At 61.7% G+C, this 15,645-nt stretch carries 13 protein-coding genes; 1 reads left to right on the top strand and 12 read right to left on the bottom strand.

What is annotated here, in order from left to right:
* Window positions 1–5: 5 nt before the first annotated feature.
* Window positions 6–656 carry a hypothetical protein gene (locus tag QIW53_RS24865; RefSeq protein WP_371052203.1) on the top strand — a complete coding sequence of 217 codons (651 nt, stop codon included), beginning with the start codon at window positions 6–8 and terminating at the stop codon, window positions 654–656.
* A 76-nt stretch (window positions 657–732) separates the two neighbouring features.
* Here QIW53_RS24865 and QIW53_RS24860 read toward each other — a convergent pair whose 3' ends face one another.
* The 12 genes from QIW53_RS24860 to QIW53_RS24805 form a co-directional block, all read right to left on the bottom strand.
* Window positions 733–1,329, bottom strand: coding sequence for a MarC family protein (locus QIW53_RS24860; RefSeq protein ID WP_192307788.1), 597 nt, complete (start codon window positions 1,327–1,329; stop codon window positions 733–735).
* A gap of 64 nt (window positions 1,330–1,393) precedes the next feature.
* Window positions 1,394–4,171 (bottom strand): hybrid sensor histidine kinase/response regulator, encoded by a 2,778-nt coding sequence (locus tag QIW53_RS24855; RefSeq protein ID WP_371052202.1) that lies wholly within the window; start codon window positions 4,169–4,171, stop codon window positions 1,394–1,396.
* A 99-nt stretch (window positions 4,172–4,270) separates the two neighbouring features.
* Window positions 4,271–5,566: a phosphoribosylamine--glycine ligase gene (gene purD, locus QIW53_RS24850; RefSeq protein WP_371052201.1), complete on the bottom strand. Its 1,296-nt coding sequence runs from the start codon at window positions 5,564–5,566 to the stop codon at window positions 4,271–4,273.
* A 189-nt stretch (window positions 5,567–5,755) separates the two neighbouring features.
* Window positions 5,756–7,363 (bottom strand): bifunctional phosphoribosylaminoimidazolecarboxamide formyltransferase/IMP cyclohydrolase, encoded by a 1,608-nt coding sequence (purH, locus tag QIW53_RS24845; RefSeq protein ID WP_371052200.1) that lies wholly within the window; start codon window positions 7,361–7,363, stop codon window positions 5,756–5,758.
* 81 nt (window positions 7,364–7,444) lie between these two features.
* Window positions 7,445–7,765, bottom strand: coding sequence for a DNA-binding transcriptional regulator Fis (fis, locus tag QIW53_RS24840; RefSeq protein ID WP_030128251.1), 321 nt, complete (start codon window positions 7,763–7,765; stop codon window positions 7,445–7,447).
* Entirely contained in the window at window positions 7,762–8,772 is a 1,011-nt protein-coding gene (gene dusB / locus QIW53_RS24835; RefSeq protein ID WP_371052199.1) for a tRNA dihydrouridine synthase DusB, read from the bottom strand. Before dusB ends, fis begins: the two co-directional genes overlap by 4 nt.
* Window positions 8,773–8,957: 185 nt before the next feature.
* Window positions 8,958–10,184, bottom strand: coding sequence for a DUF3426 domain-containing protein (locus QIW53_RS24830; protein WP_371052198.1), 1,227 nt, complete (start codon window positions 10,182–10,184; stop codon window positions 8,958–8,960).
* A 30-nt stretch (window positions 10,185–10,214) separates the two neighbouring features.
* Window positions 10,215–11,093, bottom strand: coding sequence for a 50S ribosomal protein L11 methyltransferase (gene prmA, locus QIW53_RS24825; RefSeq protein WP_371052197.1), 879 nt, complete (start codon window positions 11,091–11,093; stop codon window positions 10,215–10,217).
* 173 nt (window positions 11,094–11,266) lie between these two features.
* Complete coding sequence (gene accC, locus QIW53_RS24820; RefSeq protein WP_371052195.1) at window positions 11,267–12,625, bottom strand: acetyl-CoA carboxylase biotin carboxylase subunit; 1,359 nt, start codon at window positions 12,623–12,625, stop codon at window positions 11,267–11,269.
* A 17-nt stretch (window positions 12,626–12,642) separates the two neighbouring features.
* Window positions 12,643–13,101, bottom strand: a complete 459-nt coding sequence (gene accB, locus QIW53_RS24815; RefSeq protein ID WP_371052194.1) for an acetyl-CoA carboxylase biotin carboxyl carrier protein — start codon at window positions 13,099–13,101, stop codon at window positions 12,643–12,645.
* 24 nt (window positions 13,102–13,125) lie between these two features.
* Window positions 13,126–13,581 carry a type II 3-dehydroquinate dehydratase gene (gene aroQ, locus QIW53_RS24810; protein ID WP_371052193.1) on the bottom strand — a complete coding sequence of 152 codons (456 nt, stop codon included), beginning with the start codon at window positions 13,579–13,581 and terminating at the stop codon, window positions 13,126–13,128.
* 164 nt (window positions 13,582–13,745) lie between these two features.
* On the bottom strand, window positions 13,746–14,789 hold the full coding sequence (locus tag QIW53_RS24805) for a methyl-accepting chemotaxis protein (protein WP_371052222.1): 1,044 nt from the start codon (window positions 14,787–14,789) through the stop codon (window positions 13,746–13,748).
* Window positions 14,790–15,645 lie beyond the last annotated feature (856 nt).

The raw sequence follows: 15,645 nt of genomic DNA, 5'->3' as shown, positions 1-15,645 counted from the left end.
TTCAAATGTCAACGATTGCTGATGCAGTGGTAGTGGGCGGTTGTTTGTCGTCCTTTACCCCGCAAGTAAGTTCGCAAGATCGCCAGGACATACAGGACTGCCTGCTATATGCCGAGTTGGCCGCCAATGACAAATACCCGGGGCTAGTCTCGAAAAAGGTCTGGTTCGATTATTATCAGGGACGCCTGATAAAAGCCGGTTTCAAGCTGAAGGCTTTCGTTGCTTCCGAGCCGGTCCGGGTGGCGAATATTCAGGAACTGTTGGCGATGAGTCATACGGTGATCGGTCGCATGGGCTACCCCAGTCTGGGGCAACTTCTTCGTGATACCTACAAAACCCTGACGCTGGACCGTTTTGCCTGGGAATTTTTCCAGGGCAATGTGGCGCGAGGGGGGCAGGGCATTCTCAAATGTTCGCCGTGCGAGCGCCTGGCGTCGGGTGAAACGGTGGTGTGCCTGTTGAGCGTGCATTACAGCACCCGGGTGACGGAGCAGGCGTTTTTTCTATGGAGCGAGTTTCACGAGGATCTGCAGATTGTCCCGGGTGGTGGTGTCTTTGCCTTCGACCCGGAGGTGTTCCAGCGCTACCGTGAGCGAGTGCATGAAAAAATAGAGTCGTACTCCGCCAAAAGCCTGGTGCACGAACTCAAGCTCTGATGGTGCAGTGACTGAAAACGAAAAAGGCCTTGTTCCCGGGAACAAGGCCTTTTTACGGCTGTGACGCCTGAGCAGATCAGGGCACCAGGTAGCCCCGGACCCCGGTGAAAATGATCTGCGCCGCCAGGGCACAGACGAACAGCCCCATCAGCCGGCTGACAATCTGCAAGCCCTGATCACCGAGAAGGCGCTCGATGCGGTTCGACAGATACAGCACCACGCCGACGGTGAAGCTGGCCAGGGCGATGCTGAGGATGGCGGTGAGTTTGTCGTCCCAGTGCGGTTGGCTGACGCCCATCACCAGCAGCGCACCGATGGTACCGGGGCCGACGGTCAACGGAATAGTCAGGGGAACGATGGTGACGTCCTGCTGCACGTTGTCGGTCTGCACCGCCGACTTGCCCTGCGCCATGCCCAGGGCGGAGATGAACAGCACACTGCCCGCACCAATGCGGAAGGCATCCACTGTGATGCCGAACACGCTGAAAATGACACGACCGAACAAATACAGCAGGACACTGGAGACCAAGGTGGCGATTGCCACTTTCCAGGCGAGCCGGTGTTGCTCCTTGCGCGAGTAACCGCGAGTCAGGCTGATGAAGCAGGACAACACAAAGAACGGGCTATAAAGCACCAGCATCTTCAGGTAAACGCTGAACAACACGTGCAGCATGGGGCAGGCTCACTGGCGAGGGAAGTCGTGGGGGAGTCTATCAGGCGTCGCGGAGTCTGTCGGCTCAGGACGTTGGCGCAGCCGCACGGTTCTGCTGTTCGCGCTGGGCGACCCAATGCTCGATCAGCTCGCGCAACTGTGACAGCTCCACCGGCTTGGCCATGTGTCCGTCCATGCCGGCCTGGCGCGCCCGCTCCTTGTGTTCGGCGAGGATGTGCGCGGTCAACGCCACGACCGGGGTGCGAATACGCTGGTTGCTGACTTCCCAGGCGCGCAGTTGCTGAGTGGCGGAGAAACCGTCGAGGATCGGCATCTCACAATCCATCAACACCAGGTCATAGCGCTGGGCTTTCATCGCCTGCAAGGCTTCCTCGCCGTTGCTCGCGGTGTCCGGTTGCAGGTTGAGCTTGCCCAGCATGCCACGGATGACCTTGGTCGAAATGCTGTTGTCTTCGGCCACCAGAATGCGGAAATCGCTGGGTACCTTGATCGGCAGGGTCGGGCTGCTGGGTACTTGCGGCGAAACGCTGAGGCCCTTGTTGCGCTGGTTCAATTCATCGGCCAGGGTGGTCTTGAGGGTATAACCGGCTACGGGTTTGGCGAGGATGCGCTTGATTCCGGAATTGCGCGCGATGATCTTGCTCGGCGCATTGCTGATACCGGTGAGCATGACCAGCAGGATATCGTGGTTGAGGCTGGGGTCTTCCTTGATCTTGGCCGCCAGTTGCATACCGGTCATGCCGGGCATGTTCTGGTCCAGCAGGACCACATCGAAGTAGTCGCGCAGGTGCGCCTTGGTGCGCAGCAGCGCCAGGGCTTCCTTGCCGGATGGCACTGCACTGACGTTCAGGCCCCAGGCGCTGCACTGTTGCACCAACACCTTGCGACAGGTGTCGTTGTCATCCACCACCAGCACCCGGGCGCCCTGCAACGGGCCGTCGAGGTCGGAGGTCGGGTGTTCCAGTCGGTCGGGGTCCAGGGGCAGGGTCAGCCACAGGGTGCTGCCCTGGCTGGTGCCGCTCTTGATGCCGAATTCGCCGTGCATCAAACGAATCAGCTGGCGGGCAATCACCAGTCCGAGGTTGCCGCCCAGGCGGGTGGCGGACAGGAAGTTCTTGCTGTGCAGCTCGGCGTGCATCAGCGCGTCGCGTTCTTCGGCGTCCATCGGTTCGCCGCTGTCCTGCACGGCAATGCGCAGGCGTGGACGGGCACTGCGATCGTCGAGGGCGACGACGATCAGGATCTCGCCTTCGTCGGTTTTTTTCAGGGCGTTTTCCAGCAGGCTCAACAGGGTCTGGCGCAAACGTGTCGGGTCGCCGCTGATGACACGCGGCACTTGCGGCTGGATGAAGCTGATCAGTTCGACGTTTTGTTGTTCGGCCTTGGCGCGGAAGATGCTCAGGCAATCCTCGATCAGCGCATTGAGGTCGAACTGCACGTCGTCCAGCTCGATCTGCCCGGACTCGAGCTTGGAGATGTCGAGGATCTCGTTGATCAAGGTCAGCAGTTCGTTGCCGGCGCTGTGGATGGTTTGCACATAGTCGCGCTGCTTGACCGACAGCGGGGTGCCCAGCAACAGCTCGGTCATGCCCAGCACGCCATTCATCGGGGTGCGGATTTCGTGGCTGATTTTCGCCAGGAATTCAGCCTTGGCGTTGATTTCGGCGTTGCTGGCAGCGAGGTCGCGGCTGATGCTGAACCGGTCTTCGGTGATGCTGCGCTGACGCTCGCTCAAGGCGATGCTCATCAGCAGGCCGCTGAGGCCGATGAACGCCAGCAGCGCGGTGATCAGGCCGTGCGGTTCGATGAGTGTCAGCCCCATCAGGGCCGGCAGAATGATCAGTGTGCCGAGGTTGAACACGACCATGGCGGCCACGAACAGGCGCGCCGGACGATAGCCTTTTTGCCAGTGCCAGGCGCTGACGAACAGCATGGTCAGGCCGGCGAGGGCGACCATGGCGTAGGTGATGATGTTCAGCGGCAGCGTGTTGACGAACAACAGCAGCAAGCCGCAGAAACAGATGAACAGAATGTCGCCCAGCAACAGCTTGTTCAGCGGATGCGGGCCGAGCGGGGCGAAAAAGCGGTAGGCAAACATCAATCCGCAGGGCGCGGTCAGCAGCAGGGCGAGGTAGGCGCCCGGGGTTTGCAGGCCGTGCCAGTCCGGCAGCCAGGGCCCGGCGAGATTGAGCAGCAATGCCACGCTGAGCATCAGCAACGCTTCACAGCCGGCCAGCCACAGGCTGCTGCGCGAGCGGGAATAGGCGTAGCGGATCAGGTTGTGCAGGATCAGCATACCGATGCAGCCGAAGAGCAGGCCGTAAATCAGCGTCTGGTTTTGATTGGCGGCGGTCAGGATGGCCGATTGCAGGGTGATGTAGGGGCGCATCTGGTGATCGGACACCAGTCGCAGGTAGACATCGAGGGCTTTGTCACTTTGCGGCAACGGCAACATGAAGTCGCTGTTGGGCAAGGGCCGTTCGGTCTGAGGCTGTTCTGAGCCGGTGCTCAATTGATCGATCAGCTTGTCGCCGTCGAGCACGTAAAGGTTGAGGCGCGACAGGTCGGGAGCGAACACCCGCAGCAACTGTTCGTGTTTGCCGGGGGCCAGCCGGAAGCGCAGCCAGAGCGCGCCGCCGGGTTCGGCTGCGGTGAGGCGTTCAAGTTCGGTGGGGCTGAATTGATTGGTGTAGCGAGCGGAACGGATGTCGCTCAATTGCAGGTCGCCCTGCTCGTCGAACAATACCGCCCAGCCACTGCCCTGCGCAGCCTGGGCCGACAGCATGAAGAGCAGTGTCATCAGCGTGACGGTGAAACCTATGGCAATCCTGAGCCAGCGCACGGCGAAATCCCTTCGTAGGTTGATGCCAGAGTATAACTATGCGCGGCGCCGGAATAGTCCGGCAAGGGCCTGAAACCCTTGCCCGACCGAATGAAACGCTTATTCCTGATTTTCGCCACGCTCGCGGGCAATGGCGCGGTAGCCAATGTCCTTGCGATAGAAACTGCCTTCCCAGTCGATCTGCGCTGCCAGCTTGTAAGCCTGTTGCTGAGCAGCATCGACACTGGCGCCCATGGCGGTCGCGCACAGCACCCGGCCACCGGCCGTCACCACTTGACCGTCCTTCAGCGCGGTACCGGCGTGGAAGACTTTCCCTTCCAGGCCCGCAGCCGCGTCCAGGCCCTTGATGGCTGCACCTTTAGCGTAGTCGCCAGGATAGCCGCCTGCCGCCAGCACGACGCCGACGCTCGGACGTGGATCCCATTGCGCTTCGACTTTGTCCAGGGCCTGTGCCAACGCAGCTTCCACCAGCAAAACCAGGCTCGACTGCAAGCGCAGCATGACCGGTTGAGTCTCAGGGTCGCCGAAACGGCAGTTGAATTCGATAACTTTTGGGTTACCAGCCTTGTCGATCATCAGACCGGCGTACAGGAAACCGGTGTAGACATTGCCTTCCTCGGCCATGCCACGCACGGTCGGCCAGATCACCAGGTCCATGACGCGCTGGTGCACTTCGCTGGTGACCACTGGCGCAGGGGAGTAAGCGCCCATGCCGCCCGTGTTCGGGCCGGTGTCGCCGTCGCCGACGCGTTTGTGGTCCTGGCTGGTGGCCATCGGCAGGACGTTCTTGCCGTCGACCATGACGATGAAGCTGGCTTCTTCGCCGTCCAGGAATTCTTCGATGACCACACGCGAACCGGCGTCGCCGAACGCATTGCCTGCGAGCATGTCGCGTACGGCGTCCTCGGCTTCGGCCAGGGTCATGGCCACGATCACGCCTTTACCGGCGGCCAGGCCATCGGCCTTGATCACGATCGGCGCACCTTTTTCACGCAGGTAAGCCAGGGCCGGCTCGATCTCGGTGAAATTCTGGTAGTCAGCGGTCGGGATCTTGTGGCGTGCCAGGAAATCCTTGGTGAACGCTTTCGAGCCTTCCAGTTGCGCGGCACCGGCCGTCGGGCCGAAGCAATCCAGGCCACGGGAACGGAACAGGTCGACGACGCCGGCGACCAGCGGCACTTCCGGACCGACGATGGTCAGGGAAACATTCTTCTCGGCGAAATCGGCCAGTTGTTCCAGGGCCAGCACGTCGATGGCGACGTTTTCGCACTTGGCTTCGATGGCGGTACCGGCATTGCCCGGGGCCACGAAAACCTTCTGCACGCGCGGATCCTGAGCCACTTTCCAGGCCAGGGCGTGTTCACGGCCACCGCTGCCAATGATCAAAACATTCATTTCAAAAACCTCGGATGACGCTGATTCTGTTTTGGACCCCACAACGCTTCACGTTGTAGGAGGTCGCGATGAAGCCGGTAGATGCAAGGCGGAGTCGGCCTCGATGAGCGGAGTTGCCTCTAGGCAATGAGCATCTTCGAGGTCGGCTCCAACGCAGCAGGTGCCGGTTTCAGTGCGGCCGTTGTTCGATTAGTGGCGGAAGTGGCGCATGCCGGTGAACACCATGGCGATGCCAGCCTCGTCGGCGGCCGCAATCACTTCCGCATCACGCATCGAACCACCCGGCTGGATCACCGCTGTAATCCCGACCTTGGCCGCATTGTCCAGGCCGTCGCGGAACGGGAAGAAGGCATCGGAAGCCATGACCGAGCCGGCCACCTGCAAACCGGCATGCTCGGCCTTGATCGCGGCGATGCGTGCCGAGTTCACGCGGCTCATCTGGCCTGCGCCGACACCGATGGTCTGACGGTTCTTGGCGTAGACGATGGCGTTGGACTTGACGTACTTGGCCACTTTCCAGGCGAAGATCAGGTCGTTGATTTCCTGTTCGGTCGGTGCACGCTTGGTCACCACTTTCAGGTCATCGGCGCTGATCATGCCGATGTCGCGGCTCTGCACCAGCAGGCCGCCGTTGACACGCTTGTAGTCCCAGGCAGCGGCGCGATCTGCCGACCATTCGCCGCAGGCCAGCAGGCGCACGTTGGCCTTGGCGGCGACGATGGCGCGGGCTTCTTCGCTGACGCTTGGGGCGATGATCACTTCGACGAACTGACGCTCGACGATGGCCTTGGCGGTTTCAGCGTCCAGTTCGCGGTTGAAGGCGATGATGCCGCCGAACGCCGATTCGGTGTCGGTGGCGTAAGCCAGGTCGTAGGCCTTGCGGATGCCGCCTTCGGCGTCCGGGCTCACGGCCACACCGCACGGGTTGGCGTGCTTGACGATCACGCAGGCTGGCTTGACGAAGCTCTTCACGCATTCCAGCGCAGCGTCGGTGTCAGCCACGTTGTTGTACGACAGTTCCTTGCCTTGCAGTTGGGTCGCCGTGGCGATGCCGACTTCGGCCGGTTTGGCTTCCACGTAGAACGCCGCGCTCTGGTGCGGGTTCTCGCCGTAGCGCATTTCCTGGGCCTTGATGAACTGGCTGTTGAACGTGCGCGGGAATTCGCTGCGACCTTCGGTGGAGAGGGTTTCAGCCGCCTGGTTCACGGTGCCCATGTAGTTGGCGATCATGCCGTCGTAGGCGGCGGTGTGTTCGAACGCCTTGAGCATCAGGTCGAAACGCTGGGCGTAAGTCAGGCCGCCGGCCTTGAGGTTTTCCAGGACGTTGGCGTAATCGCTGGCATTGACCACGATGGCGACGTCTTTGTGGTTCTTGGCGGCGGAGCGGACCATGGTCGGGCCGCCGATGTCGATGTTCTCGATGGCGGTCGGCAGGTCGCAGCCCGGCTTGTTGATGGTGGCTTCGAACGGGTACAGGTTGACCGCGACCAGATCGATCGGCTTGATGCCGTGCTCGTTCATGATGGCGTCGTCGATACCGCGACGACCGAGGATCCCGCCGTGGATTTTCGGGTGCAGGGTTTTCACCCGACCGTCCATCATCTCGGCGAAACCGGTGTAATCCGCGACTTCCACTGCGGCAACGCCGTTGTCGCGCAGCAGCTTGAACGTTCCGCCGGTGGAGAGGATCTCGACGCCCAGGGCTTCAAGCTCCTTGGCGAATTCGAGGATCCCGGTCTTGTCGGAGACGCTGATCAAGGCGCGGCGGATCGGCAGGCGGGTAGTCTGGTCGGTCATTTCAATTTCCATCAAAAGCAAAGGAGTCAGCAAAAAAGGCGACCGTTTTTACGCGGGCGCCTTTCTGGTTTGATTGAATGCTTACAGCAAATCGTACTGCTTGAGTTTCTTGCGCAGGGTGCCCCGGTTGAGTCCGAGCAGCTCGCTGGCCTTGGTCTGGTTGCCCTTGACGTAGTTCATCACGCACTCGAGCAGGGGCGCCTCGACTTCGGAAAGCACCAGGTTGTACACATCCGTGACGGCAGCGCCCTCAAGGTGGGCGAAATAATTGTGCAGCGCCTTCTCGACATTGCCGCGAAGGGTCTGACCTTCTTCGCTGGGCGTGTTGAGGTGCTGTTTCAAATTCACGTTGTCGCTCACGGGCGTTGTTCCACTCACTAAAGTCTCTGTCATCATCGTCATGCGGCCACCCACTCTCCGTCCCCTGTCAGGCTCTTATAACGATCGGCAAAGAAGCCCCGAACGTTGGCGCATTGTGCTTCCGTATCTTCCAAACGATTGAAGTGGGCGCGAAACTCCCTGGCGCCCGGCAAGGTTGCGAGATACCAGCCCACATGCTTTCGGGCGATCCGCACGCCCATGACGTCTCCGTAGAAGACGTGCAGTGCAGCCAGATGCTCTAGCAGAATGCGTTCCACCTCGACCAGTTCCAGCGCCGGGAGCTTCTCGCCGGTGCGCAGGTAATGGTCGATCTCACGAAAAATCCATGGCCGCCCCTGGGCAGCCCGTCCTACCAGCAAGCCATCGGCACCGGTTGCATCGAGCACGTACCGGGCCTTCTCCGGCGAGTCGATGTCGCCGTTGGCGAAGACCGGCATCGATACCGCCTGCTTGATCGCGGCAATGGTGTCGTACTCGGCAAAACCTGTGTACAGGTCGGCCCGGGTGCGGCCATGGACCGCCAACGCCGTGATGCCTGCCTGCTCGGCAATCTTCGCTACCGTTACACCGTTCCTGTTGTCCCGGTCCCAGCCGGTCCGAATCTTCAGCGTGACCGGCACATCGACTGCGGCCACCACGGCCTGCAGGATCTCGGTCACCAATGCCTCATCCTTCAACAGCGCAGAACCGGCGGCCTTGTTGCAGACTTTCTTCGCCGGACACCCCATGTTGATGTCAATAATCTGCGCGCCCAGCTCGACGTTGGCCCGGGCCGCCTCCGCCAGCATCTGTGCATCCCCACCGGCGATCTGCACCGAGCGGGGCTCGGGATCACCTTCGTGGATCATGCGCATGCGCGATTTGCGGGTGTTCCACAAACTCATGTCGCTGGTGACCATTTCCGAGACTACTAGCCCTGCGCCCAGTCGCTTGCACAGCTGACGAAAGGGCTGATCGGTGACGCCCGCCATCGGGGCGAGAATCAAACCGTTATGCAGTGTGTATGGGCCGATGCGTACCGCCGACATAGGACTTCCCTGTTGTGGGGCCGGATCATGAGAGTTCGAAAAAGGGTTGGCATGATACCCGCTCTCGATGACCGGATAAAGGCTGAATTGAACAAAATCTGAACAGTTATTCTGTTATCGCCAGCAGTTTGGTGTGAGCGGTGCCTGTCAGAAATGTGCCGTCAAACCCTGATCGCTGAAGCGTTTCACTCGGGAGAATGGAAGCTCAGGCTGTAGTTCACGGCTTTTGCGCCTGGGTCGAGAATGTCCAGGGCGATGTGGATCGGCGTTTGCGGAGGCATTTCTGCCATGCCTTCGAGGTCGCCGTTGAGGTACTCGCCGGGCTTGAAGCGACGACTGGCGATCAAGTGTCCGTTGAGGTCGGCAAAGCGCAGTTCCAGCAACGGGAAGGGCTGGGAGAACGGGGCGCGGTTGTAGATGATCGCGTCGACCACCAGGGCGCCATTGAAATCCGGATGGCTGCGCACCACCAGGTTGCTGCTCTTGATTTTCGCGATATCGACCTTGGACGGCACCGTGCAGCCGATTTGCGGACACAACTGCTGGAACCAGGGCCGGTATTGATCCTGGCGAGCAAGCTCATCGAAGTGATAGGCGATGTACTGGCCGACCAGTGCGCCGGCGCCGAGCAGGATCAGCAGCATCCAGAGAAACCGTCGGCCCCAGGGCGAGCGACGTTTTTGCCAGTCGAGCTGCAATGGATCGTCGTCCAGATCCCGCAGGATCTCGGCCCGCGTCGGCGCTTCGTGGCGTTTGCGCAGGGGTGCGATGGACGGCAGGTTGTCATCCGGTTCGTCATCGGTGGCCGAGAGACGTTCGTGATGCAGCGGGGCGTCGAGCGGATCGTTCAGGCGCAATTGCGCAGGTTGCGGTTCCTCGTCGAGCTCCTCGGGCTCCAGGGAGAGTGAGGGTTCGGTGCGCGAGGGTTTGCCGGGCTCGATGTCCGGTTCCGGGGTGATCGTTGGTTCGATGATCTCCGCAGCTTCGGCGCGTTCGGCCGGTGACTCGCTGAACAGGCTGTCGGACCATGGCTCTTCGTCCGCTTCGGCGCTGTCGCGGCGGGCGCTCAGGCTGTCTTCGCGCTGGCGACCGAATTCGGTCGTCGGCTGGATTTCCCGTTGTTCGAGCCGGGCCAGTTCTTCGTCCAGGTCCAGGGTGTCGAGGTCGAGATCAGCGGCGGTCCACTGCTTTTGACTGATGGCTCGCGGTTCGGGTGCCGTCGTCTCGGTCAGTGGCGAGACCGCAGGCGTCACCGCCTCCTTGCCGGCCTGCTCCAGCAACTGCTTGGCGGCGTTGAACACCTGCAGGCACGAGCCGCAACGAACCACGCCCCGGGCCACGCTCAATTGAGCATGGCTGACGCGGAAGCTGGTTTGGCAATGCGGGCACTGAGTGACGAAGCTGTCGGTCATGCGGCGATCCGGAGTATGCAGGCGTCCATTCTAGCGCCGACGGCCAGTGATGCGCACCCAGCCGTCACGATTGGCGATCGGGTCGAGGTCGAAGTCCTGAGCATAGGCAGCCGCCACTTCTTCGCCCTGCTCGGCAAGAATCCCTGAGAGCGCCAGGCGACCGCCCGACTTGACCAGGCTGGACAGTTGCGGCGCCAGGGCTACCAGCGGGCCGGCCAGAATGTTGGCCACCAGCACGTCGGCCTGAACCGGCGGCAGGTCTTGCGGCAGGTACAGCGGGAACAGGGCATCGGCAATGTTGTTGCGACCGGCGTTGTCGCGGGAAGCTTCCAGGGCCTGGACGTCGATGTCGGTGCCGACGGCTTCCTTCGCACCCAGCAGCAGGGCGGCGATGGCCAGGATGCCCGAGCCGCAACCGAAGTCCAGCACGTTGCATCCTTTCAGGTCCTGGCCGTCCAGCCATTCCAGACACAGCGCGGTGGTCGGGTGGGTGCCGGTGCCGAAGGCGAGGCCTGGGTCGAGCAACAGGTTCACCGCCTCGGGTTCGGGGGCGGCGTGCCAGCTCGGCACGATCCACAGGCGCTGACCGAAACGCATGGGCTGGAAACCATCCATCCAGCTGCGTTCCCAGTCCTGGTCCTCGATGACTTCGCTGTGGTGTTCGGGCAGCGGGCTGCCGGTCAGCAACTCGAGGTGGGCCAATACGGCCGCCGCTTCGGTGCCGCCTTCGAACAGGGCCAGCAAGTGCGTGTGCGACCACAGCGGTGTGGTATTGAGTTCCGGCTCGAAGATCGGTTGATCCTCGGCGTCCATGAAGGTCACCGAGACGGCGCCGACTTCGAGGAAAGCGTCTTCGTAGGTTTCGGCTTGTTCTGGGCTGATGGCGAGACGGACTTGCAGCCAAGGCATGGCGGGCACCTTCGAAAAATATTGATTGCAGCCTAGCGGCCTGCGAGAAGCGCGCAAGTTTACGCGAGAGTGGAGGCTTTGTGGGAGTCACGTCCCTCTGTGGGAGCGAGCTTTGTGGATGCTGGAAACAACAAAGCCGCCCGAAGGCGGCCTTGTCATTGCGGGTGAAAAGCTTAGTGCTTCTCGCCAGCCAGCTTGTGTTCCAGGTAGTGGATGTTGATCCCACCCTTGCAGAAGCCTTCGTCACGGACCAGATCACGGTGCAGCGGGATGTTGGTCTTGATCCCGTCGACCACGATTTCGTCCAGCGCATTGCGCATGCGCGCCATGGCTTCGTCACGGGTTGCGCCGTAGGTGATCAGCTTGCCGATCAACGAATCGTAGTTCGGCGGAACGGCATAACCGCTGTACAGGTGCGAGTCGACGCGAACGCCGTTGCCGCCTGGTGCATGGAAATGCTTGACCGTGCCCGGGCTCGGCATGAAGGTTTTCGGGTCTTCGGCGTTGATCCGGCATTCCAGCGCGTGACCACGGATGACCACGTCATCCTGGGTGAACGACAGCTTGTTGCCGGCGGCGATGCTGAGCATCTCCTTGACGATGTCGATGCCGGTGACCATTTCCGAAACCGGGTGCTCTACCTGGACACGAGTGTTCATCTCGATGAAGTAGAAACGGCCGTTTTCGTACAGGAACTCGAACGTGCCGGCGCCACGGTAACCGATGTCGATGCACGCCTTGACGCAGCGGGCGAAGACTTCCTGGCGAGCCTTCTCGTCGATGCCCGGTGCCGGCGCTTCTTCGAGAACTTTCTGGTGGCGGCGCTGCAGCGAGCAGTCACGGTCGCCCAGGTGCACGGCGTTGCCCTGACCATCGGACAGGACCTGAACTTCCACGTGGCGCGGGTTGGTCAGGAATTTTTCCAGATAGACCATCGGGTTGCCGAACGCTGCGCCCGCTTCGGAGCGGGTCAGTTTCGCCGAGGCGATCAGGTCTTCTTCCTTGTGCACCACGCGCATGCCGCGACCACCACCACCGCCAGCGGCCTTGATGATCACCGGGTAACCGACTTCGCGACCAATGCGCAGGGCGGTTTCTTCGTCTTCAGGCAATGGACCGTCGGAACCCGGAACGGTTGGAACGCCGGCAGCGATCATGGCGTGCTTGGCCGATACCTTGTCGCCCATCAGGCGAATGGTTTCGGCTTTCGGACCAATGAAGGCGAAGCCGGAGTTCTCGACCTGCTCAGCGAAATCAGCGTTTTCCGCAAGGAAACCGTAGCCTGGGTGAATGGCGGTAGCGCCGGTCACTTCAGCGGCGGCGATGATTGCCGGAATGTGCAGGTAAGAGTGGGCGGCCGAAGCCGGGCCGATGCAGACGGACTCGTCTGCCAGACCCAGGTGCATCAGCTCTTTGTCAGCCTTGGAGTAAACGGCGACGGTCTTGATGCCCATCTCTTTGCAGGCACGCAGAATCCGCAGTGCGATCTCACCGCGGTTGGCGATCAGAACTTTTTCCAACTTCGCAGTCATCAAAGTTTCTCCGCGGTTCAAACGATGGTGAACAGCGGTTGGTCGTACTCAACCGGCTGGCCGTCTTCGACAAGGATGGACTCGATCACACCGCTGGTTTCAGCTTCGATGTGGTTCATCATCTTCATGGCTTCGACGATGCACAGGGTGTCGCCTTTCTTCACGGTCTGGCCCACTTCAACGAAAGCTGGCGAGGTTGGCGAAGACTTGCGATAGAAAGTGCCGACCATCGGCGAACGGGCAACGGTGCCGTTCAGTACCGGTGCAGCGGCAGCAGCCGGGGCGGCAGCGGCAGCCGGAGCAGCGGCAGGCGCGGCAACCGGAGCAGGCATTGGCGCCGGAGCGTAGTACTGCTGGGCTGGAGTCTTGCTGTTACGGCTGATGCGTACGGACTCTTCGCCTTCCTTGATCTCGAGCTCGTCGATGCCGGACTCTTCCAGCAATTCGATCAGTTTCTTAACTTTACGGATATCCATGAATCATCAACTCCCAAGGGTCGGTCAGGGGCGTATAGCTTGTTGTTCAAGCTGCTCTAGAGCGGCCTCCAGGGCCAGTCGGTAACCGCTGGCGCCAAGGCCGCAGATCACTCCCACCGCTACGTCGGAGAAGTAAGAGTGATGGCGGAAAGGTTCGCGTTTGTGCACGTTGGACAAATGCACTTCGATGAATGGGATGCTCACCGCCAGCAGCGCGTCACGTAATGCGACACTTGTGTGTGTAAAAGCTGCTGGGTTGATCAGAATGAAGTCCACGCCTTCGCTGCGGGCAGCATGGATTCGGTCGATCAATTCGTACTCGGCGTTGCTTTGCAGGTGCAGCAGGTGATGGCCGGCGGCACGGGCGCGTTGCTCCAGGTCCTGGTTGATCTGCGCCAGTGTCGTGGCACCATAGGTGCCCGGTTCGCGGGTGCCGAGCAGGTTCAGGTTGGGGCCGTGCAGAACCAATAGGGTCGCCATCTGCTGATCCTTGTTATCCAAATGCAGTTGTCAGAACCCGGCGACTATGCCGCAAAGCCTTTGTGACTGTCCAGTTCTATGCAATAGGCAACACGATGGCCGATGTTTGCGCGAGATTTGTGACTGAGGCGCCCTGCGCGGTCACTCGCTGCCATGCAGCGAGGTCAGACGCGGAAGGCCTGGACGGCGGTATCCAGGCGTTCGCCGAGCACCAGCAAATGTTCGCCTTGCTCACGGCCCTGACCAATGCGCAGCAGGTTATCCCCGCCCAGTTGGTGAATCCTTTCGCTGTGATCACGGATTTCGCTGACGGCGCCACTCTGTTGCGCCGTGACGTCGGCAATCCGGATCGCCGTGTCGGCGATGGTCTGGATGGCCCCGACTATCTTGTCCAGCGCGCCGTCGGCGGCCTGGGCCTGATCGGCGGTGGCTTCGGCGTGTTCGACCTGGGCGCGCATGCCTTCCACCGACTCTCGCGCCGCCGTTTGCAGCCCGGCGATCAAGGTCTGGATTTCGGCCGTGGCGCCGGCGGTGCGTTGCGCCAATGAGCGGACTTCTTCGGCGACGACCGCAAACCCCCGACCCATTTCTCCAGCACGCGCGGCCTCGATGGCGGCGTTCAGGGCCAGCAGGTTGGTCTGATCGGCAATCGAGCGGATCACCGTCAGGACCCCGCCAATGGTCGCGGACTCCTCGGCCAGGTGTTCGATCATCTGTGCATTGCCTTGTACTTCCTTCACCAGCGCATGCAGGCCGGTCAGACTCAGGCCGATGACTTCCTGCCCGTGTTCCACCGCCAGCCCGGCATGGCGGCTGGCGTCGGCGGCCTGGCTGGCATCGCCGGCGACCTGCTGGATGGTCGCTTCCAGTTCGCCCAGTGAGTCACGAATCAGCGCGGTGTCCCCCGCCTGGTGCTCGGCGCCGTTGTGCAAGTCGTTGCTCAGCCCGGCCAGCGTGCGACTGCTGCCCGCGACCTGTTCGGCGTTGAGGCGGATGGTGCCCACCAGGTCGGCCAGGTAGGCGCGCAGGCGGTTGAGCGAGGCCTGGATGTCATGCAGCTCGCGATTGGTCTTGCCCAGTTCGATGTCCTGGCTGAAGTCGCCCTCGGCCCAGGTCGACAGCGCTGGGGCGAGGTTGGTGAGGGTGCGGGCCAGGCGCCGTTGCAAGGTGTCGATAAGCAGCGCAATCAACAGGATCAGGCCGATCATCACGCCTTGCATCAGGCGCACTTCACCCTGGATTTGCCCGTGCTGGGCGCGAACCACCGGCTCCAGGCCGGCGATGGCCTGCTGCACCTCGGTGATTTTCAGGTGCGTCGCAGCGCTCAGGTCAGCACGTTTGCGGATTTGTTCGCGGGTGCGCTCGAGCTCGGCGGGGTAGCGGGTCAGCAGGCTGTTGAGTTCGCGCTTGAGCCCGACGCCGGCATCCTCGGCCTCGGTTTTTTCGCTGTTCTCCAGGCCCATCATCGCAGCGAAATCATCGGAGCCCGATTCGGTGGTGGTGGCGACGCCGAGCAGGGGCAGGGCGTTGAGCGATTCGGCTTGAGCACGCATGTTGCTGACTTCTCGCTCAACGTCTACCGCCAGTTCACTGCGACCGCTGCTGACCAGTTTGTCCCGGGCCAGTGACAGTTTGCCGAGGTGCTGGGAGGCGGCCAGCAGCGGTGTCAGATAGGTGGCGTTGCCGCTGGCGTACTGGCTGAGCTGATCGAGGCTGGCACCCAGCTCGCGCTCGGCTTGCAGCAGCAGGGCCTGGGGGTCGCCCGCCAGTTTGCCGGCGGCCAGCAGGTCGGTTTTGCTGAATTCATCCAGGCTCGTCAGGCTGGGGCGCAGGGTGTCGGCCAGCGTCGCCGGTAACGCCGCCAATTCCTTTTGCAGGGTTTCGATGGCCTGGCTGGCAGCGCTCAGGCGCAAGGCATCACCGCTGACAAGGTAGTCCTCGACGTTGCGCGCCACTTCATTCTGAAACTGCTGGGACAACCCCAGGTAGCGCTCCATCAGCAGATACGGACGTTCCAGGGCTTTTTGCGACCACCATAACGTCGCGCCAAGTGCCACGCACACG

The sequence above is a fragment of the Pseudomonas fluorescens genome, from assembly GCF_041354075.1.
Lineage (GTDB): Bacteria > Pseudomonadota > Gammaproteobacteria > Pseudomonadales > Pseudomonadaceae > Aquipseudomonas > Aquipseudomonas fluorescens_CE.
Note: the sequence above shows the minus strand (reverse complement) of the source record. Positions and strands in the feature narration are given on the sequence as shown.